This is a genomic window from Carboxylicivirga fragile (assembly GCF_050589805.1).
Taxonomy (GTDB): Bacteria; Bacteroidota; Bacteroidia; order Bacteroidales; family Marinilabiliaceae; genus Carboxylicivirga; species Carboxylicivirga fragile.
The window spans coordinates 67,417-87,340 of the sequence record NZ_JBNGOY010000003.1 but is presented as its reverse complement, the minus strand read 5'-3'; the positions used below and the strand labels follow the sequence as shown (position 1 = coordinate 87,340).

Sequence of the window (19,924 nt, the reverse complement as noted above, 5' to 3'; positions counted from 1 at the left end):
TCGAGTTAATTATTATCGGGGTATAATTTCAACACTAATTTAATAGTAATTACACAACTTATTTAGTTTTTATAAAGATTCCCTAACTTATCAGTTGTTATAAATTCAATATCAGGCCAGAGCTTTAACATTCGTTTAATTAATTCATCAAGCATAGTTAAATTAACCTTTCGATTATCTTCATTCAAGCTACCAACAAAATTAATACGATGTGTTCCAATTATAGCTGGTTTGCCCCAAAAAAAAATGATCTTAAGACGATTCAAAACATCATCAATCCAGTTAAACGTGGGTTTAAGTGATGGTTCAAAAAAACAATTACGTACAAAATATCGTTGACCTAATTTATTCTTCTGACCTTGATAATGATATATTCGTTTGTATTGCTTCACCGCATCTGGCGATAATTGTACTGGTAATCCTTGAAAATATTTTATTCCATTTTTCCACAAAACATCGTTATGCGAATTATGCCACACATAACAAGGTGCAATAAATGATTCTGATCGAAAGCCATATAATTCTTCAAACATTGAAGTGCCTTCCGATACTATATCTTCATGTAAAGCAATACCTTGATTAGAATGTGCATCAAAGGCAGCCATAAAGTTGCTCCTGTTGGTTAAATCAATATCTAAATCAATACCGAATACACCAGTATTAAATGCATCAAGTAGCACTTGATTTCCTGATTGCAAAGCTTTAAGCCACTGCTCTACATTGACATGTTCTCTACCATGAAATTGGGGATGATAAACCCCTTCCTTCATTCCTTGCTTGATGATCTCAAAAGCATTCTTTGCATTACCTTTATTGGCATAGGTATCTGTGCTTTTTTCAAAATGATATTCTTTAAAACCCGAGGCTTTTATCTTCTCAAAATCAGGATTAGCAACAACACTATTAGCAGTTATTACAGGATGATTTCCAAGGTGATCAACATGATTTCTAAGCATCTCAAAAGTAGCAGACAAATCATCATCTGATTCTAAAGAATCCAAATAATTAAACGGATTCTTTTTTACATCAACACCTTTTTTACTAAGAAAATCGACACTTTCATTTGATGGTATTCGCTCACTACCCCAATCGTCAGATTCAAAGAGGACATATTTCTTCTTTAATCTATGACCGGAGAAGTTTAGTAAATGCTTTTTAGTATTATTTAGAACAAACATTTACAGATGTTTTAATTAAATAGAAAATCAGACAAAGATATTTCTGTTACAAATAACGGTAAGCAGAAACCAGGTGTAATAATCCACGCATTTATACAATCTGCGGCATTTCTAAACTGTAAAGCTGCAAATATCAACATAGGAAATACACCAATCAAAGCTAATGGGTATACTCTACCCGTTGGCTTCTTTATATAATACATTAACATATATAGTGTACCGAAAAGAACAAATAGAATTTGAAACCTTCCTCCAAAGGATGGGATTGTTTTACCAAAATTAACAAAGGATATCAGTAATAATAAAAAACTATATAGATTTTTATCCTCCTTTTTGATTTCTATATTTCGGTAAGTATATCCTACTATCATAATGGCAATGGATAAGTAATAGAATATTATGTCTCTACCAAAACTTACATACCATATCGCTTGCTGCATCGTTTGTCTTCTTCCGGAAGCATACTCTTCATTAGAATACATCTCATATCGAGTTTCCAATGCACCACCTAATTTTTGAGATATAACTTCAAAAACAGGCCCCATAAAGCTAGGCAATATGAATGATAGAACAGCTAAGGAAAAATAAATAGAATTGCGATTACCTGCAAAATAATAAATTACCAATAGGGCATTTACTGAAATCATGCTAAAATGAACAAGACAAGCACTTAAGGTAATTAATAAGTACCTAGCATCCTTGTATAAAATAACATAGTAAGCACCATAAAAGAATATCCATATTGCCGTCCACATCCTAAACCCGTTAATAGCAGTAACAGGTAAAATAAAAACAAAGAAAGCCATAAAAAGATATGTATGCCATCCCATATTTTCTTTAAAGCGATTGTAAAGAAGATTTATTGATTTGACATGCGCAATGCTAAATACGGCGGCAAATACTGCAAACAAGGCACTGTAATGACTTGTGAATCGACTTACAATAAAGGTAATTAATGGCTGCACAATATCAACAGTTGTATCCGATGAGTACATTCCTCCAATCATCTGATAAAAATCAGAAAAAGGCAGATATGAGAACTTCACCAATCGCCTTGCATATTCAGCACCATCAGCAAATATATTTACAACAAATGTTAAGCCGATATATACCATAAATAAATAGACTATTTTTTTAGCAATAGGCCTACTATAGTTCAAAATTGCAAATACAAAGGCCAGAAATGGCCATACAATAAAAAGTATTAAAAAATACTTATTATCAGTCGCTACAGAATTAGTATTGTATTTGATTGCCTTACTTAACATATGTCAACTACATGATATCTAAAAAGCTTCGAGATATATTGCTAATATGATAATTGTTAATATCGGGAAGTTTCAACTTATTAGAATAATCCTGCTCTATAAACTTCTCAATACAATTAAATTGAAAATTCTTATCAATATTTAATACCGGTCTACCCGTTATTGCGTAATCAATAAGTTTACTAGGAACATTCCTTGTTGTATTATTATCAAAGTTTATAAGAAAGTCCATTTTCCCAAGCACTTCCATAAGCTCGCTTCTAGGAATATATGCTCGAATATTCAACTTATCTTTTAAACGCTCTTTATAGGGTAACAAAAGCTCAGGTTGATTTGTGAAAACATGAAACACAAACGGTTTAGCAATCTTAGATAAAAAACTCAAAAGCAACTCTGGATCTCGAATGCCTTTTAAAAAGCCTCCCGCATAAGCAAATTGCGGCACTTTATTGTTTACTTCTGACTTTGGTTTATTAATGTCAAAGTCGAATCCTTGAGGTATAATCTTAATTTTATCATGAAACTGTTTATAATACGAATCTATTGCGCTTTCTACAGGAATAGCAACTGCATCCGCTTTACGAAAAAAGGCTTTTTCGAGAAAACTGAAGTAAAACAATTTTCTAAACGAATCAAGGACATCGCCCATATATGGATCTCCGCAATCAGCTACCCAAGTTTTCGAAATTCGGTGACTTTTCTTGCGACTCCAAGCTACGCCCCAATGAACAGGATAAGGAACAGCAAAGGAAATCATCAAATCATAATCCTTCTCTGTTTTTAACATTTTTCTAACCCTAAACATTTCTTCAATTCCAGGGTATTCAAAAAACATTAACAACAAGCGTGTTAATACGGCTGAAATAATAGATAACGGTTTTGACTCAAATTGAGGTACAGAAGGGAACGAAACTTTTTTCCACATTTTAAATTGAAAAGGATATTCATTCAATAAATCAGAATAATCTGCATCTCTATGCTTAGTAATAACGGTTACTGAATGTCCTTGCCTAAAGAACTCTTTAGCCAATTCTGTCGCTCGAAAACTTCGAGGTGATATTTCAGGGTAAAATGCACTTGAAACTAATAAGATATTCTTTTTATCCGACATTTACTTTTTAATTAAAGCTCTTTGTTTTATCTGTTCTTTTACTAATTAACCAGTTCTTTGAATAGTTGCTCCCAAAGAGGCCCAATGTTTTCGACTTTAAATTTAGCAACTGAAACTTTCGCATTTAAAGCTATCTCATTCCTATAGCTATCTTCAGAAAGTAATTTATCAAGCTTCTCAGCAAACTGATCGAGATTATCTCTTGAGGCTAACAATCCATTTTTACCATCATCAATCACATCCTTTAATGAAATCCAATTATTAAAAGTTACTGGCGCCATCTCTTTCTCCATAGCTTCTACCAAAACAGAAGGGAATCCTTCATATTCCGAAGTCATACATAATACTGATGCTTCTTGATAGTAAGGTGCTGGTAAAACAAAGCCTTCAAATCGTACATTACTAATATTGAGAGAGGATGCTAACTCAATCATTTTATCTTTCTCAGGTCCATCTCCTAAAAAAATAAGCTCCCAATCGGGATGTTTATCATTTATTCTTGACCATATTTTTAACATCTTATCAGGCCGTTTCACAACTAATTCCATGCGCGCAACGAACAGAATTTGTTTCTTTTTGAGTATTTCACCTTCCACATTAAGAATCGCTATGGGATTTGATAAGGCCACAATTTTTGGTGTTTTTATATTAAGAACAGTCTCGATTCTTTGTTTGTGTTGCTTCGATAAAACAATTAATCGATCACTATTTCGTAATAAATCTTTGATCTGCTTTTTCTTCTTGCCAATTCTTAACTTTTGTATTAAACCTGACAAGTTATTGACAACTAAATTTCTTAGCAGTTCATTATTAATTCGTCCGCCTAAATTAGGTTTACGATTTAATTCATGCAGCGGATCAGTATGGTATAATGATATTTTTTTCACTGAACTTCTTCCTGTGTTCAGAAATAGCCTTGAACGATCATTTGCTGCATCATGATTTATCATTATATCTATGGATAAATCATCCAGTAATTTGTGATAAAAACGCACATTTACCTCAGAATAAAAATCTGAGTCAGGTAGCTGAATAAGCTCTGCAGGAAATTGATACTTATCTTCTTTCTCATACTCAAAAGTAAGATAGTACAACTGATGCCCCTTTGTCTTAAAATAATTTGCTAAGGTATCTGATACTCTTTGAACACCTCCTTTATTGGGGTTCATCCAATTCCGATAACAAAAAAGAATTTTCAATTATTTAAACTTTAATTTGTTTAATATATTTTTTACAGATAACCCTATTGGTCTAAACAAAAGATAGCAATGTAATAGACTAATTGAGATGTTAAAGAATCCACCCAACTTCTTATATGTTTTATCTATACCTTCCAGTTCTAATTTATTGAAATTATTTTTCAACAAACTGGCACGAACATATCTATATGTTTTGTAATCGGTAAATTTACTCGAAGCTGACAAAGAAAGAATAACATACTTTACAATAGGCTGATTCAAGTATTGTCTCTGTTCTACACTTAAAGACAATGTTTCTCTGAAAACTCTTAAATTAGAAGCAGACTTAATAAATCCATCAATTGCTCTTTTTGAATAAAATAAGTCACTATTTGTAGCTGAACCAGGCCTTGTTGTTCTCCAATAAAATGTCCCTTTAATAAATAAACAACGACTTGCAATGCATGAAATACGAGTCATTAATTCACCATCTTCAAGGTACGGTACGCCTTCCAAAAACCTAAGTTTATAAGTATTTAAAAGATCTCTTTTAATTAAAATACCATAAATTCTATCTGGATCTGGCCTACCTTCTACGTGGCATAATGAATATGCTTTAATTCCTTCAACAACAGTAGTGCTTATTCCCTCATGATGAACAGCAGCCTTTTCCTTATCAAACTCATCGAGAACTGTAAAACCAAGATGTACGACCTCAGCATCATTATCATCAGCTTTCTGAAGGATGTTTTTAAAGCAATTTGAGTCAGTATAATCATCAGGATCAATAAATAACAGGTATTTTCCTGTTGCTATATCAATACCATTATTTCTAGCCATAGAAACCCCTTGATTTTCTTGATCAAGTAACACGACATTGGAATACTTCTCCTTAAACTTTAATACAATATCTCTACTATTATCCGGAGAACCATCATTAACACAAATGATTTCATACTCCTCTTGCGGAATATCCTGCTCCACTAGATAACGTAAACATTTCTCCACGAAAGGTTCAACATTATACATAGGAACAACAATTGAAAGGCGCTTCATCTTTTCAGTATTTATTGAATAATAGTAATCAATTATATATAGAACTCACTTTGCCGAACACTTGGTATTAGTCTCTTTCTTAACCAAATCACATAAGTAAATGGATTAAGATAAAATGTTAATAAAGAGAATACTCTTTTACGCCACACTGTATTTTTATTATTCTTTTCAGCTCTGAACAACTGTGAATATAACCAAAATAATCGCGCACTACATCTTAAATCCAAAGGTAAATATTGGTAGGTATATATTTTTCTGAATTCCTCAGATCTAAAATAATTAGGGTTTATTAAATAATTAATACCTGTATTATTGATCGCTTTCTTATGTCGACGATAATTAACAGTAATTTTCTCCATGAAGTGAATCTTAAATCCTGCTCTTGTTAAGTTTAACCATAAAGGATAATCTTCTAACAACCGGAATCGCTCATCAAATCCGCCAACCTTTCTAACTGTTTCAGTATTAAAAAAAATTGATGGCGTAAAATGTATCCTATCGCTGACCAATAACATCTTGTATTGCGATTCAGCACTTCTGCTTTCCCCAAGAATACCTTCAGGACTATAAGGAATACCTGGCGTTGTTTCAATAAGGTTATTCTTATCAAAAGTATCCATGTATATTTCAATCCGAGATAATAATACTTTTACCTCTGGATGAGTAACGACCCAATGAACATTATCTTTAAGACAATCTATTTTTAAGGTATCATCTGCACCGAGTAATTTTACCCAATCGCCTTTAGCTTGTTTTAATCCTCTATTGGCATTGGCAGAAACGCCAGTATTAACATCTGATTTTAAAACAATCGCATTAATGAATCTATCTCCATTAGTCTCAATCCATTTTTCGCATACCTCAACCGTATCATCAGTCGAATAGTCGTCGGTAATAATGAGTTCTACATTTTCATACGACTGTTCTTTGATACTTTGCAAAGTTTCAATAATAAAGCCCGAAGAATTATAGGCCGAGATAATAACAGAAACTAATGGGGTCATTTAACTATATTTATTTATTGAACTTCTTTAAAATCAATGATTTTAAATCCATCAACTGGTTGAGCTTGTAAATTGAATAAAGTGTGGCACAAATCAACACAATAATGCCTGTTCCATATCTTAAATATTCATTTTCTATGAAAACTGTTGAGAAAGAAACAGCTACAATTACATACGTCAATAGTGACTTATAATAAAAGCTTCGTTGAAAACTTAATTTGTATTTTCTATTAAGTACAACATATGAGCCTACCATACCTATGAAATAAGAAATTATAAATGAAACACCTAATCCATTAATGCCAAAATAATAATAAAACAGTAGGTTAAATCCTAAAATAATCATGCCCGCTGCTATTTCCATAATAAGGAAAAGTTTTCCATCGCCCTTCGCTAAGTAAACATATCCCATTGCCCAGGAAATGGTCTTAAAGTGCATCCCCAATATTGTCAGATTAGCAAACATAACCACTGGCAAAAACTCCGCGGTATATAAAACACGAATTGCCAAAGGCATTGACACAATCAGCAATGCAAGCAATGGTGTCATTATTAATAAGGCCGTTTCACTTTGTTGTTTCACCAAGTCTTTAACTGCTCCATTGTCCTGCTGGATAGCAGATAATCTAGGGAAATAATCCGTTGCCATAGCAGTAAAAACAATACTAGTATATTGCCCTACTACACCCCATCCAGCACCATACAAACCAACTTGCTCAATTCCACCAATATTACTAATGAAAGCATTTAATATGTAGGCAGAAAAAGCTGTGATAAAGCCAGCTAAGGTCATTGACATACCAAGTTTAGCCATGCCCATACCAGATTTCACTGTGCTTTTATAGGACATCTTGACTTTATCCACCTCAATTTTTCTTGCGAAATACCAAGATAGAATTAATGCGGTCACTGCAGTAATAATCATTGCAGGAACAATACCATCTGTTCCATAATAATAATAAAGAGGAAGTGAAGTAAGTAAACCGATAATAGAACCAATGACACCTGATTTGGCCATATCCTTCAATCGACGTGACCCTTGCAATAATGTATTTTGCCCCTTACTAATGGCCTGTAACACCATGGTTACTGAAAGCCATATAAATGCCCAGGTATACTCTTGATTACCAAATGACCACTCACTTAATTTGGGTGACAAAACAATGGTGACAAGCGCACCTAATATTCCAGTAAACCACGACCATCGTCTTAATGTCAAAACAGTTTTTGCAATTCGACTTCTTTCGCCGCTAGCACTAGCTTCTGAAATATCACGAACAGCACTTAAGGCGATGCCAAGTCCGGTAATCGACATTATCATTTGCATGGGGGCATTGAACAAACTAATCATTCCTACACCAGCAGTACCTAATAATATGGCAACGAACTTGACTCGAACAATACCAATAAGTATATTAAACACCTGAACACCGCCAAACAATGAGGTAGCCTTGAAAATTTGACGATAAGATGATTGCTGTTTAGACATTAAATAGCTTTAAATTCATTTACAGTCCTAATCACTCTATCGACATCTATATCGCCCATAACTTGACTAATAGGTAGACTTAATACATCGTTGTGAATTTCCTCTGTAATTGGATACACATTAGTACTCAATTCTTTATACGCATTTTGCCGATGTGGTGGAATAGGATAATGAATTAAGGTTTGTATACCGTTCTCTGAAAGATATGCTTGTAATTCATCACGTTTTTCATAACGCACAACAAATAAATGGAATACATGCTGTAGGTTATTTATAGCACCATTATCAAGCTTTGGCAACTGAACACCTTCAAGTTTTATTTCATTGGCATATCGCTCTGCAACTTCTCTTCTGTACTGATTATCAATATCAATACGCTGTAGTTTAACTCTAAGAACCGCCGCTTGTATTTCATCTAAACGTGAATTTAAGCCCATAAAGTCATTTACATACTTTTTAGTTGAGCCATAATTAGCCAGAGCTCTAATCATGTTTGATAATTGCTCATCATTTGTGGTTACAGCTCCACCATCACCTAGGGCACCTAAATTCTTACCCGGATAAAAACTATGACCAGAGGCATCTCCCAATGCACCTGTTCTTTTTATATTTGAGGATTCAAAAGCACCAACCGCCTGAGCATTATCTTCAATAACTTTAAGCTGATATTTATTAGCAAGCAATTCGAGTTCCTCTGACCAACAGGTTTGTCCATACAGATGAACCACCATAATACCCTTTGTTTTTGGAGTAATTAATTTCTCGATTTGAGAAATATCCATATTAAAGGTATCCGCATCAGGCTCAACTAATACAGGTTTTAATTTGTTATCAGTAATTGCTAATAAAGATGCGATGTAGGTATTCGCTGGAACAATAATTTCATCTCCCTGGCTCATCACGCCTAGTTCGATGTATGCTTTAAGTATTAAACGCAATGCATCCAATCCATTTCCAACGCCAATACAATGGTTAGTCCCAATAAACTTAGCATATTCGGCTTCAAATTTATTCGTTTCCTCTCCTAACAGAAACCACCCTTTAGAAACTACCCTGTTTATTGCGTCGGAAAGCTCTGGTTGAAAACTGTTTGTAATTTTTTGTATATCTAGAAACTTAACATCCATATCATTAACTATTTAATCGCATTCCAATTTTAAAATCCTTAGCTATTACCACAGCTTCTGAGTCACATTCCAATTCCGATATCTGAACGGCCGTATCTCGCGTTTTAACCCACATCTTATTGTCAAACATATAAACAATACTACCCGGTGCACCAATGGATTGTGCAAAACCTTGTATTGGTTCTATTCGTCCAATATCGTAAGACTTTCCTTTAAAACTAAACTTCAGACCTGTACCCAAAGGTTTACCAAATACGTATCCCTTCTTAAGTAATAATTCTGTATCAACATTCCAATCTTTTACAACACCATCTGATGACCTAAGCTTTGCACAATAAACGAACTCAGCACTTTTCTGATCCTCTGCTAGAATACTACCTTCAGTTATAGCAATAAGAACTTTCCCCAGATTATCAATTATATCTTGATTAATAGCATTCTTAGCATTAAAATAAGATTGATCACTTCCAATATTATAAGCGTATTTATAATAGATAGCTCCTCCATCTAATACATCCGAAATCTCATGTAAAGTGTAACCAACTTCCTTTTCACCATTTATGACAGCCCAAGCATTTGCATTATTGCCTCGATACATAGGCAAAAGTCCCATATGAAGATTGACTAATATTTTGTCTGAAAATTTATCGACTTGAATGATACGATTATAATTCATCGATAGCACGATATCATAATCTGCATCATCCAAATTATTCAAGGTATTTAAACCAATATTTTTATCACTTAGATATTGAGCAAACTCGTCTTGTTGAGTATCCGGCAAAGTTCTGTCCTGCTCAACATTAACAACTTTGATATCCTCCTTTAAAAAAGAATTAATTATCATTTGTACAGGCTGACCATTACCAAGGATTAGGAGCTTAAGCATTACTTTCCTTTTTATTCAATTTCAAAAATGATTTCATAATAGTTACGAAATAATCCAAATCTTCTTTTGCTAAACCTTGATGCACTGGTATAAAAAAGGTGTTTTCTCCATAAAACACACTACATTGAACACCATGGACATTATAATACACTTTTAAACTGTTCAGATCTAAATACGTCGCTTTAAACATAAATACTCCAGGCACAACACCTTCATTAATCTCAAAACGTTCTTTTAATCCTAATTTTAGAAATTCGTTTCTCAAATATTGATAATTACTCAAGCGATCTCGAATGATTTTTTCTTTATTAATAATTTGAGATGATAACACCTTTTTGACGTGACCTACTTCTTCTTCAGAAATATCACTTTCTTTTAACTTCTTACTCTTATCATTACAAACCAATAAGCCTCCAATCTGTAGGTTAAACATTTTTGGAAAACTATAAATAACAAAATCACCAACGTTACCAATACCACCTTCCTTATCCTCAGAAAAGAAAGAACTTGCACAATCTTCAATAATTGGCAAGTTATATTTCTTTAATTCAGTTATATTTTCAAAAGGGTAACCAAACTCATGATTAACAAACAAAAGTTTGGTGGTATCCTTTATTTCGCGTGACCATTGACAGTATTTTTCAATTTCAGAAGTAACACATCCACTGATATAAGTATTACCACTAGTGGTTAAAATTGTAACCGTATCATCCTTTTCTAAACCATAAGCTCTCAACGCCAGATGTATTGCCTCTCTACCGTTAAGCGTGTACTCATAATGTTTATTGGCAAGGCGATTATGAAAGTATTTATCTATAGAATTACTTTCCGGTAATAATTGATTTAACCTTATGTCCTTTGTTTGAAAAGGGCCAATTCTATAGCAAGGTAAACAATAAGGATCGGGATTGAGCACAAACATACTAGATCTGAAGACTAAATTTATATTTAGGGCTAACAGTACACCCAATACTTTCTTTAAATTCAGCTAAGCCATGATTAGGTTCAGAATCTTCTGTAGAAGGGCCAATATCAACGATTGATAAATTGAGCCCTTTATAATATTCAAAGATGCGAAACGAAAGCACATTCATGGTTTTTAACTTAGAGAATTCTCCTAAGTCGCCCCAATAAATAACTTGTACAATTTCTTTTGTAACATGAAAAACAACTGCCGAAGCAATTGAAATTCCATTTGTATCTCTTAAAAGAAAAAAATCAGATTTAATAAATTCACTTGTGGTCTTCACCTGCTCCCAAGTCATCCTTAGAGGAAATCCTCTCTCCTTTCTATTCTGAGCAATGACTTGATAAGCTTCCTTCTTCTCAATTTCTTCTTCACATTTATGTAAAGACAAATTTGCCTTTAGACCTACCTTAAGGTTTTTACGAGCATTACGCGGAATATCTTCAATGTAACTATCAGTAAATTGATTGAGATCAAAAGCATAGTTTAAATCAACATTTACCGCATCATAACCATAGCGCCACAAGCAATTAATTTGCTTAGCAATAAAGCTAGGGTGATAAATATCCGGTGGTAAAGTTATATCAATTGCCTTGTAATCTTTTTCTTTCAACCACAAGCTCAGTTCTTTTATAGCTTCACCAACAGCACTTAATTTAGTATCAAAGGATATTGGGAAGAATCCTCCAAAAGGCGCTGAAAAAGGAGAAAACACTTTCTGACCTCGTACTCCTAGAACAAGGGCTAGTTTATATTTACTCTCTTTAAATAACAAATAATGTAATTGATCACATTTATCCTTATTCAACTCATTAAAACCAACACTCTGAAAAACGTGTAAGGGTTTTTCAGCTATATTTTCAAATTCGTTACAAGCTACTTCAACGACTTCCATTTCTCAAATTCTGAGTATTCACGAATATAATCATCCTCACTATACTTCTCCGATGCTAATACAAGGCAAATAGCACCTGATGAGAAATTTACTAACTCACGCCAAATACCAGGAATAACCATTAAACCAAAGTTAGGTCTGTTTAGCTGGATAATCTTCTTTTGTTTTCCATCATCTAACACAACATCAAAACTACCACTAGCTGCTACAATTAATTGGTGCAGTCCTTTATGTGCATGACCACCTCTATCCGAACCACCTGGTACATCATATAAATAATAAACACGCTTAACATCAAATGGTAAATGAAGGCCATTCTGAATAACGGTTAAATTACCTGCCGGATTATGATTTTTAGGTAACTCAAGCACATTGCAATTATGAATATCCGAAACGTAACTTAACATGACTGAGCCTCCTTCTTAAATGTATTAAAATTGCGGATATAATCATTTTCATCATATTCTGTTGATGAAATAATCATGGCTAACGAATTAGTTGAAAAATTGTCCAACATACGCCACATCATTTTCGGGACATAGATACCACTATACGAACGATTCAAATGAAAACGATATTCCTTTTGACCGTCGTTAAGAACCACATCAAGACTACCTGAAATAGCAACAATCAACTCTTCAGTATCTTTGAAAGCATGTCCACCTCTTATTTGTCCACCAGGCACATCATAAATCCAATAAACACGCTTTATTTTAAACGGCAATTGAGAATCCTCTTCAATAAAAGATAGATTACCTCTTTCATCTAAAAATTTTGGTAATTCTATAAGGCTTGGTTCCATTTTTTTAATAGTTAATAGTGTATGGTAAATGGTGGATGGTCTATGGTTGATAGTTAAAGGTGGATGGTATGTGCATTGTCATCATAACAAAAATTCATCACTTAAAACTCACAACTTAACATTTAAAACTTACTTATAAACCCCGCAAAAATCTAACACTTCTTTATCATCAGATGGCTTCAAGTCCTTAAACTCATCATGAGCAACTAAGAAAGCAACAATATCAGCCTTCACATAGGCATCTTTATAATCCGAAATTTTAAAAATCTGATGATCTTCAATATTTGGTTCCACAAAGAAAATTTGCTCATCATTAGTACCTTGAAGCACTTTTTGCGCAATGTATTTGGCTGGCGACTCACGTAAGTCATCAATATTTGGTTTAAATGCCAATCCCATAATTGCTACAGAAGCTGTTCTACCATTCTTTAATTGGAAATTGAGCATCGCATTCTGTATTTTTTCAGCTACCCAAAAAGCTTTATAATTATTCGTTTCTCTCGCCTTACCAATCATCTGCGATTCACGCGGGTAATCCGACACAATAAAATACGGATCTACAGCAATACAATGCCCTCCAACGCCACAACCTGGCTGTAAAATATTTACGCGAGGATGTTTATTTGCTAGTTCAATTAATTTCCAAACATTAATATCAGCCTTATCACAAATTAATGATAATTCATTGGCAAAGGCTATTTGTACATCGCGACTTGCATTCTCAGTTAACTTGCACATTTCAGCGGTACGTGCATTCGTTTCATGCAATTGACCTTTAACAAATAGCTCATAAAACTCAATCGCTTTTCGTGTGGATACTTCATCTACACCACCAATAACTCTATCGTTTTGTACCAATTCGTACATAACATTACCAGGCAAAACTCTTTCAGGGCAATAAGCAAGACTAATCTTCCCTTCCAGCTCCGGACGACTTGCATAAATCAAATCGCGCATTTTTTCAGTTGTACCTATCGGTGAAGTTGATTCAATAATAAATAAATCCCCTTCTTTCAATAATGGCAAAACATTAAGCGTTGCCGCTTCAACAAACGAAATGTCTGGCTCGTGATTTCCCTTAAAAGGAGTTGGAACCACTATTAGATAAACATCAGCTTCTTTTACTTCAGTTGATGCACTAAGCAAGCCCTTATCAACAGCTTCTTTTACATATTTATTTAAATCCGGTTCCACTATATGAACCTTACCTTGATTAATGGTTTCAACCACCTTGGCATTAATATCCATGCCATTAACTTTGATCCCACCTGATGCTACCAAAGCACTTGTTGGCAACCCTATATAGCCAAGTCCTACGGTTGATACTGTTATGTTTTTTTTCATTTAATAATAGATTATAATGGTTAGTGGATGGAGTATGGTAAAATGTGAATGGTAGATGGGTTATTGTAAATCGTTATTGCATGATACTTGATGGTAGCTATTTAATTCTTCTTTTAATTGACCTAATGAGTGCATTGATCATTTTTCGTATGGCTGTTATCTGCTCTAATTCCTTCTCAATTTCGTTTAAATAGCCTAAACGGTTGGCAATAATTAATTGGGTTTCAACTTCCGAAGCAGACCCTAAAGCAATGTATAGAAACTGTATAAATTCCTTATTAGTATTTCGATTGGCTCCCTCTGCTATATTTGAAGGTATTGAAACAACTGCTTTTTAACCTGGCTCGTTAATGCGTAAATTTCATCTTTAGGGAACAACTTTGTCAATTCATAAACCGAAACAACAAAATCAATTGAGTCTTTCCATACATTTAGATCTTTATAATCATGCATAAAACTATTGTTTAAGTTAGAAATTACAAACACTACTACTATCAACGATTAACTATCCACTATCTACCTTTAACAGCTACGTAAGTATTCCACAATTCTACCTGCCGCCTTACCATCGCCATATGGATTATGCAATTTACTCATTGCTGAATAAGCATCTTTATCGCTCAATAATCTCAGTGCTTCACTTGCAATGCGATTCTTATCCGTCCCAACAAGAAGTACAGTACCCGCTTCTACAGCTTCGGGACGTTCTGTTGTATCGCGCATTACCAAGACAGGTTTACCAAGACTTGGAGCTTCTTCCTGTACTCCTCCACTATCGGTTATAATGATTTTAGCCCTATTCATTAACCAAACAAAACATTCGTATGGTTGTGGATCGATTAATTTAATATTTGATACATCTTTCAATAATTCATAAACAGGTTTTTGAACGTTGGGATTTAAATGTACTGGATAAACGATATCACCGTCAAAACCTTCTGCTATTGATTTCAACGATTCACAAATATCAATAAAACCTTGTCCGAAATTTTCACGACGGTGCCCTGTCACCAACACCATATCTCGATCATTCTCAAATTGTTTTTTAAGATTAGCCAAGCCTTGATGCTCATCTAAACTATCAACAATCTTAATGCTCTCGAAAAGCGCATCTATCACCGTGTTACCAGTAACAACGATATCTTCCTGTTTTACACCTTCAGATAATAAATTATCTCTTGATTGTGTTGTAGGTGCAAAATGAAAATCAGCCAAACGACCTGTTAGTTGTCGGTTTACTTCTTCAGGGAAAGGTGCCAGTTTATTGTAAGTTCTCAAGCCTGCTTCAACATGCCCAACCTTAGCACCAGCATAAAATGCAGCAAGGGCAGTAGCAGTTGAAGTTGTTGTATCACCGTGTACTAAGACATAGTCAGGCTTAAACTCTTCAAGTACAGGCTTCATACCGGTAACTATATCTGCCGTAAGCGTGAAGAGATTTTGCCCCGGTCGCATTAGGTTTAAATCATAATCTGGCGTTATTTTAAACAACTCTAATACTTGATCCAACATTTCACGATGCTGCGCAGTAACACAAACTTTCATTTGAAAACCATCACCACACTCTTGAAATGCCTTAACAACGGGGGCCATCTTAATAGCTTCTGGCCTAGTCCCAAACACAACCAATACCTTTTTCATTGGGTTAAGTTTTTTTTCATGCAAGCATGAAATTGATCTAATTAATAGAATTAAAAAAACTTTAGTTTCATTCACTCATGGCGACTCTAATATACAGCTTCGCCTCCTCAGTCACATAAACCATAAATGGAATTAAGTCCAAATGTGATTTCAGATAATTGAGTTTCGTCTTTCGAAAGTAACATTAGTTTGGCTTCCTAAAATTTAATTGTGACAAAGAGGTCTTTTTTTTTGCCAAATGATTATTTAATCATGATTAACATCATTCATAAATATGACACATTCATCATCTGCAACATATAGGCCAAGTAAAAGCTATACATCTAAATAAATTACTATGTTTTTGGAATTAGTTATCATCAATGACGTTTCTAACAAATCAACTAAATACGATGAGGAAATTAACAACTATAACATCAACATTAGAGCCAATAATAATTGGTTGGTTTATAACAAAAAACCCATGAATTTAAATTCATGGGTTCAAATATACTTATGTATTTACTACTACTTCTTCCAATATATCTTTTCATTCCAAACACCTAATTCAGAACTCACAGACACGATGTATATACCTTCAGCCAAGTCAGAACAATCAACTTGCACTGCCCTGCCATTACTTATTTTGGAACTTACAATATTTCCAAGCATACTATGAATATTAATTCTTGCATTCAAATTCGCAGGTAATTCAAGCTTAATGTGATTCAATTCTTTCACAACTTGCAACTTATAGTCATGCTTATTTTTACTTATTGAGGTAGGTGCGTTATAAGTCAAATTCCAATTGTAAGAACCAGAGGTATATAAACCTTCCCATTGGACCAAGTATGTTGTATTTTCTGTACATGCAAATTCGACTTCAGATTGAATCGAGCAAAAATCATCATTGCCATCCAACTGAATACCAGAACAATCATCATAAATCCTAACACTTGTATTTTCTGTAGTTAAACCACAGGTAGACACTTTGATTGTTCCACTACCAGGTGCTACATAACTAAACCACTGATCACCAGCAGCGCTATGATTACATAGGTTTGTATTTCCTTCCAAAGCAGCAAACGGATCACTACAAATCTCGCCTTGGCTCCATGTATCTTCAACTATAGTCCAATCAAAAGGTGCAGCAGAACTCTTATTGCCCCAAACAATGGCATAGTCATTTCCAGTAGTTCCTATTATTGCAACTTGCGATTGCAGATTACAGTGATCGTCATTTTCTGCTTTAATTATTAACGGGATACAAATTCCTCCACCGTAAATTTTCACATACGTATCTTCTGATGTTAAGCTGCAACTCGAGATTGTTATCTTTCCAGTCTGAGTAGCAGTAAAACTAAACCATTGATCAGAATTATGCCCTCCTGTAAAAGTATTAGTCCCAACTGTTGCATTAATTGGATTCTCACATGCTTCGCCCTGTGCCGTCAATTTATTTGTAAGTAATAGACAAAATACTACAAATAATAATGTGTAGAGATTCTTCATTTCCTAGATTTTAGTTGTTTTCATAACAAATCTAGAAATATTGATTAAATAACAATGTAAACTATTGAATTATTCAACCAACATAAATAACTTTTTATCAAAAAAAAAGAGCTCCATACAAATGGAGCTCTTTATTATATAATTTAAAAATTCTTAGTTTGCAGGGATATACTCGTTCCACCACTCAGGTAAATCTACAGTTTTATCATCTAAAGTAGTAGGGTAAGTTCCATCTTCCAACATTGGAATTGACATAATAAACTCTTCGCGTTCTGAATCAAGTCCGCTCCTGTTTGTCAAGTCCCATACAGCTTCCTGAATATTATCTACAATAGTTTCATAACTTAATGCAGTTTCAGCTTTTAAAGCTGATTTATCAGCTACTTGCTCGTAATGCTCTAAATTAATTTTACGCCATCCAATCATACGCAACAATCTCCACATAACCTTTGAATTAGTAATTCCAAGAATACTGAATTCAGCACTTGAATCAGAACCTAGGTCACCTTTATTTATACAATACAAATTAAGGTCAAAAGTTCTAGTTTCTCCTGCTTGAATACAAATCCATGTCCACTGCATTAACATAGCATGCTGATAATTTGCTTTGTTAACTTTAAAAACTAACCCACGCGGCAACCATACAGTTCTTCTTTTACTAGATGTATTTTTTAGCGTCACTCGAACTCGTACATCATGTCCACTACCATAACAGTTGCGTGATTGAGCCGCTGAAGTAGATTTTAATTCATTTGCTATAGGACTAGCATCTGGGCTAACACCCTCTATCGCTCCAACAATTTCAATACCTTCAAACTCTGTCTCAATATTAAAAGGATCTACCTGTAACTCACCAGCTGCAGCACCCATACCTGGAATATTCGCAGGAGTTTCTTCGACTACCTCTTCATCTTTCTCACAGGCAGTGAATGCTACAAGCATTGCAATTGCCAACATTGATATAACTTTTCTCATTTCTTTTTACTTTTAGTAATTAGATTTGGAACAAAAATAAGACACTTTATTCTTTTAATCAAGTATACTTCAAAACAAGGTTCAAATCGAACAACAACAACAACATACTCCTAACAACTGACCTACTGCACATTAACCCAAACAACTATTATTTTACTATCATTTTTATCTTTGACGAAACAAAGAATTAAGAGGTTTGAATTGAGAAATTCTTTGACAAACACAAACCACGATCTCAAAACACTACATTACAACACATTACAATGAAATTTATTTAGCAAAAATCATGAAGCTCTCTAGCATTAAATTAACCCATCATTAATACGAAGACAGTTAGACCATTAGATCCTTGATGACCAAGCTCGTTGTATAGTCATTTATGATAGTTTAAACACATCTTATCACCAAATCAATGCGCCATACTCTTTTGCGTATAATAATCTTATTTTGCTCCATGAATAATTTTCACCTAGCTTTCTATAAGCTTTATCACTTTTACTTTTGTACAAACCGGGATTATCCAAAAAACGATTCACCTCTTTGCATAGACCATTCACATCGCCAACTTTAAAAAAAGTTATTTCATCATCATCAAAAATATATGTATTCTCCTTAATATCGCTACATATAATTGGGACCTTAACCAATACTGCCTCTAATAGCATTATTGACATGGCCTCATAAAAAGACGGAAACACGAAGAGCTTAGCATTACCTACTATACTCAATAACTTTGGCTTTTCTTTGATCATTCCAAGAAATTCAACGTCGAGAACTGATTTATATGCTTCCAATTGAGCTTTATAATCGGGCATTTGATGATGGTCGCCAACGATTAGAATTTTACCAGGGTAATTAATCTGCTTTAATGCTTCTAAAAAAACATGACATCCTTTATGAGGAATAATTCGTCCCGCTGCAAAAAGTATGTAATCAGAATAAGCACATTCCGTCTCCACTTCTTCATCCAAATTAATCCCGTTGGGAATTGTAACATAGCTTCCTCCATACTTTATTTCAGCATCCTCTTGTTCTGTCTTAGCCACAAAAGTCACCTGATTGGCGAGTTTCATCATCAACCACTCATTAAACCTAAAAAACTGACGCATGATTAGGCCCCATTTACTCATCTTATAAGTTCTTCCATGGTGCGTAGAGATTACCTTATAACGTAATCTCAGTATGGGTAGGATAAATGCTGTATCAATCTGATGTGTATGAACCAGATCATAATTACAAAAAAAGACGGCATGAAAAGCACTCATTAAATTATAGTAGAATACATTTAATTTATGAGGCAAGAATTTCTTAAAAACATACTGCCTAACATTATTAATCGGATTTTTCTTACTAGCATGCGATGAAGTCGCATAAATGGTGAAATTGTACTGATTAGCTAGCTCCTTTACAATATTCTCACCAACTGAAGCTGTGCCCCCAATTGCTGGCACACCTTTCAAGCCGAATACAGCCACTTTCCTTAAATTATTTTCATGAAGCTTTACCATA

Annotated in this window: 20 protein-coding genes; all 20 read right to left on the bottom strand. The window is 34.0% G+C overall.

Translation table 11 applies throughout. The features are described 5' to 3' along the window. Nucleotides 1-62: 62 nt before the first annotated feature. The 20 genes from ACRD7B_RS02185 to ACRD7B_RS02090 all read right to left on the bottom strand — a co-directional run bounded on the left by ACRD7B_RS02185 (nt 63) and on the right by ACRD7B_RS02090 (nt 19,923). Entirely contained in the window at nt 63-1,178 is a 1,116-nt protein-coding gene (locus ACRD7B_RS02185) for a hypothetical protein (RefSeq protein ID WP_430822817.1), read from the bottom strand. 11 nt (nt 1,179-1,189) lie between these two features. After that, nucleotides 1,190-2,446 carry an EpsG family protein gene (locus tag ACRD7B_RS02180; RefSeq protein ID WP_430822816.1) on the bottom strand — a complete coding sequence of 419 codons (1,257 nt, stop codon included), beginning with the start codon at nt 2,444-2,446 and terminating at the stop codon, nt 1,190-1,192. Between the two features lie 7 nt (nt 2,447-2,453). Next, a complete protein-coding gene (locus ACRD7B_RS02175; RefSeq protein ID WP_430822815.1) occupies nt 2,454-3,557 on the bottom strand; it encodes a glycosyltransferase in 1,104 nt (367 codons plus the stop codon). Between the two features lie 41 nt (nt 3,558-3,598). After that, nucleotides 3,599-4,756 (bottom strand): glycosyltransferase, encoded by a 1,158-nt coding sequence (locus ACRD7B_RS02170; protein ID WP_430822814.1) that lies wholly within the window; start codon nt 4,754-4,756, stop codon nt 3,599-3,601. Next, nucleotides 4,757-5,791 (bottom strand): glycosyltransferase family 2 protein, encoded by a 1,035-nt coding sequence (locus ACRD7B_RS02165; RefSeq protein WP_430822813.1) that lies wholly within the window; start codon nt 5,789-5,791, stop codon nt 4,757-4,759. A gap of 32 nt (nt 5,792-5,823) precedes the next feature. Next, complete coding sequence (locus tag ACRD7B_RS02160) at nt 5,824-6,795, bottom strand: glycosyltransferase (protein WP_430822812.1); 972 nt, start codon at nt 6,793-6,795, stop codon at nt 5,824-5,826. Nucleotides 6,796-6,805: 10 nt separating this feature from the next. Next, nucleotides 6,806-8,284, bottom strand: coding sequence for an O-antigen translocase (locus ACRD7B_RS02155; protein WP_430822811.1), 1,479 nt, complete (start codon nt 8,282-8,284; stop codon nt 6,806-6,808). Next, nucleotides 8,284-9,411: a DegT/DnrJ/EryC1/StrS family aminotransferase gene (locus ACRD7B_RS02150; RefSeq protein WP_430822810.1), complete on the bottom strand. Its 1,128-nt coding sequence runs from the start codon at nt 9,409-9,411 to the stop codon at nt 8,284-8,286. The genes ACRD7B_RS02155 and ACRD7B_RS02150 overlap by 1 nt, the downstream gene beginning before the upstream one ends. Nucleotides 9,412-9,415: 4 nt before the next feature. Further along, nucleotides 9,416-10,300 carry a formyltransferase family protein gene (locus ACRD7B_RS02145; protein ID WP_430822808.1) on the bottom strand — a complete coding sequence of 295 codons (885 nt, stop codon included), beginning with the start codon at nt 10,298-10,300 and terminating at the stop codon, nt 9,416-9,418. After that, the gene (locus ACRD7B_RS02140) at nt 10,293-11,222 is read right to left on the bottom strand and encodes a DegT/DnrJ/EryC1/StrS family aminotransferase (protein ID WP_430822807.1); all 930 of its coding nucleotides are present in this window, start codon (nt 11,220-11,222) and stop codon (nt 10,293-10,295) included. The genes ACRD7B_RS02145 and ACRD7B_RS02140 overlap by 8 nt, the downstream gene beginning before the upstream one ends. Before the next feature lies 1 nt (nt 11,223). Further along, the gene (locus ACRD7B_RS02135; RefSeq protein WP_430822806.1) at nt 11,224-12,162 is read right to left on the bottom strand and encodes a hypothetical protein; all 939 of its coding nucleotides are present in this window, start codon (nt 12,160-12,162) and stop codon (nt 11,224-11,226) included. Beyond that, nucleotides 12,144-12,569 carry a sugar 3,4-ketoisomerase gene (locus tag ACRD7B_RS02130; RefSeq protein WP_430822805.1) on the bottom strand — a complete coding sequence of 142 codons (426 nt, stop codon included), beginning with the start codon at nt 12,567-12,569 and terminating at the stop codon, nt 12,144-12,146. The genes ACRD7B_RS02135 and ACRD7B_RS02130 overlap by 19 nt, the downstream gene beginning before the upstream one ends. Continuing rightward, a complete protein-coding gene (locus ACRD7B_RS02125; RefSeq protein WP_430822804.1) occupies nt 12,563-12,964 on the bottom strand; it encodes a sugar 3,4-ketoisomerase in 402 nt (133 codons plus the stop codon). The genes ACRD7B_RS02130 and ACRD7B_RS02125 overlap by 7 nt, the downstream gene beginning before the upstream one ends. Before the next feature lie 129 nt (nt 12,965-13,093). Continuing rightward, a complete protein-coding gene (gene wecC / locus ACRD7B_RS02120; RefSeq protein WP_430822803.1) occupies nt 13,094-14,308 on the bottom strand; it encodes a UDP-N-acetyl-D-mannosamine dehydrogenase in 1,215 nt (404 codons plus the stop codon). Nucleotides 14,309-14,405: 97 nt separating this feature from the next. Next, nucleotides 14,406-14,615: a four helix bundle protein gene (locus tag ACRD7B_RS02115; protein WP_430822874.1), complete on the bottom strand. Its 210-nt coding sequence runs from the start codon at nt 14,613-14,615 to the stop codon at nt 14,406-14,408. Next, the gene (locus ACRD7B_RS02110) at nt 14,612-14,761 is read right to left on the bottom strand and encodes a four helix bundle protein (RefSeq protein WP_430822802.1); all 150 of its coding nucleotides are present in this window, start codon (nt 14,759-14,761) and stop codon (nt 14,612-14,614) included. The genes ACRD7B_RS02115 and ACRD7B_RS02110 overlap by 4 nt, the downstream gene beginning before the upstream one ends. 69 nt (nt 14,762-14,830) lie before the next feature. Then, complete coding sequence (wecB, locus tag ACRD7B_RS02105; RefSeq protein ID WP_430822801.1) at nt 14,831-15,949, bottom strand: non-hydrolyzing UDP-N-acetylglucosamine 2-epimerase; 1,119 nt, start codon at nt 15,947-15,949, stop codon at nt 14,831-14,833. Nucleotides 15,950-16,456: 507 nt separating this feature from the next. Continuing rightward, the gene (locus tag ACRD7B_RS02100) at nt 16,457-17,440 is read right to left on the bottom strand and encodes a T9SS type A sorting domain-containing protein (protein ID WP_430822800.1); all 984 of its coding nucleotides are present in this window, start codon (nt 17,438-17,440) and stop codon (nt 16,457-16,459) included. 153 nt (nt 17,441-17,593) lie between these two features. Then, nucleotides 17,594-18,382: a hypothetical protein gene (locus tag ACRD7B_RS02095; RefSeq protein ID WP_430822799.1), complete on the bottom strand. Its 789-nt coding sequence runs from the start codon at nt 18,380-18,382 to the stop codon at nt 17,594-17,596. Between the two features lie 434 nt (nt 18,383-18,816). Further along, nucleotides 18,817-19,923, bottom strand: a complete 1,107-nt coding sequence (locus ACRD7B_RS02090; protein WP_430822798.1) for a glycosyltransferase family 4 protein — start codon at nt 19,921-19,923, stop codon at nt 18,817-18,819. Nucleotide 19,924 lies beyond the last annotated feature (1 nt).

Coding starts and splice junctions, on each gene's coding strand:
- ACRD7B_RS02185 (WP_430822817.1), bottom strand. CDS start 1,178: ATGTTTGTTCTAAATAATACTAAAAAGCATTTACTAAACTTCTCCGGT.
- ACRD7B_RS02180 (WP_430822816.1), bottom strand. CDS start 2,446: ATGTTAAGTAAGGCAATCAAATACAATACTAATTCTGTAGCGACTGAT.
- ACRD7B_RS02175 (WP_430822815.1), bottom strand. CDS start 3,557: ATGTCGGATAAAAAGAATATCTTATTAGTTTCAAGTGCATTTTACCCT.
- ACRD7B_RS02165 (WP_430822813.1), bottom strand. CDS start 5,791: ATGAAGCGCCTTTCAATTGTTGTTCCTATGTATAATGTTGAACCTTTC.
- ACRD7B_RS02160 (WP_430822812.1), bottom strand. CDS start 6,795: ATGACCCCATTAGTTTCTGTTATTATCTCGGCCTATAATTCTTCGGGC.
- ACRD7B_RS02155 (WP_430822811.1), bottom strand. CDS start 8,284: ATGTCTAAACAGCAATCATCTTATCGTCAAATTTTCAAGGCTACCTCA.
- ACRD7B_RS02150 (WP_430822810.1), bottom strand. CDS start 9,411: ATGGATGTTAAGTTTCTAGATATACAAAAAATTACAAACAGTTTTCAA.
- ACRD7B_RS02145 (WP_430822808.1), bottom strand. CDS start 10,300: ATGCTTAAGCTCCTAATCCTTGGTAATGGTCAGCCTGTACAAATGATA.
- ACRD7B_RS02140 (WP_430822807.1), bottom strand. CDS start 11,222: ATGTTTGTGCTCAATCCCGATCCTTATTGTTTACCTTGCTATAGAATT.
- ACRD7B_RS02135 (WP_430822806.1), bottom strand. CDS start 12,162: ATGGAAGTCGTTGAAGTAGCTTGTAACGAATTTGAAAATATAGCTGAA.
- ACRD7B_RS02130 (WP_430822805.1), bottom strand. CDS start 12,569: ATGTTAAGTTACGTTTCGGATATTCATAATTGCAATGTGCTTGAGTTA.
- ACRD7B_RS02125 (WP_430822804.1), bottom strand. CDS start 12,964: ATGGAACCAAGCCTTATAGAATTACCAAAATTTTTAGATGAAAGAGGT.
- wecC (WP_430822803.1), bottom strand. CDS start 14,308: ATGAAAAAAAACATAACAGTATCAACCGTAGGACTTGGCTATATAGGG.
- ACRD7B_RS02110 (WP_430822802.1), bottom strand. CDS start 14,761: ATGCATGATTATAAAGATCTAAATGTATGGAAAGACTCAATTGATTTT.
- wecB (WP_430822801.1), bottom strand. CDS start 15,949: ATGAAAAAGGTATTGGTTGTGTTTGGGACTAGGCCAGAAGCTATTAAG.
- ACRD7B_RS02100 (WP_430822800.1), bottom strand. CDS start 17,440: ATGAAGAATCTCTACACATTATTATTTGTAGTATTTTGTCTATTACTT.
- ACRD7B_RS02095 (WP_430822799.1), bottom strand. CDS start 18,382: ATGCTTGTAGCATTCACTGCCTGTGAGAAAGATGAAGAGGTAGTCGAA.
- ACRD7B_RS02090 (WP_430822798.1), bottom strand. CDS start 19,923: ATGGTAAAGCTTCATGAAAATAATTTAAGGAAAGTGGCTGTATTCGGC.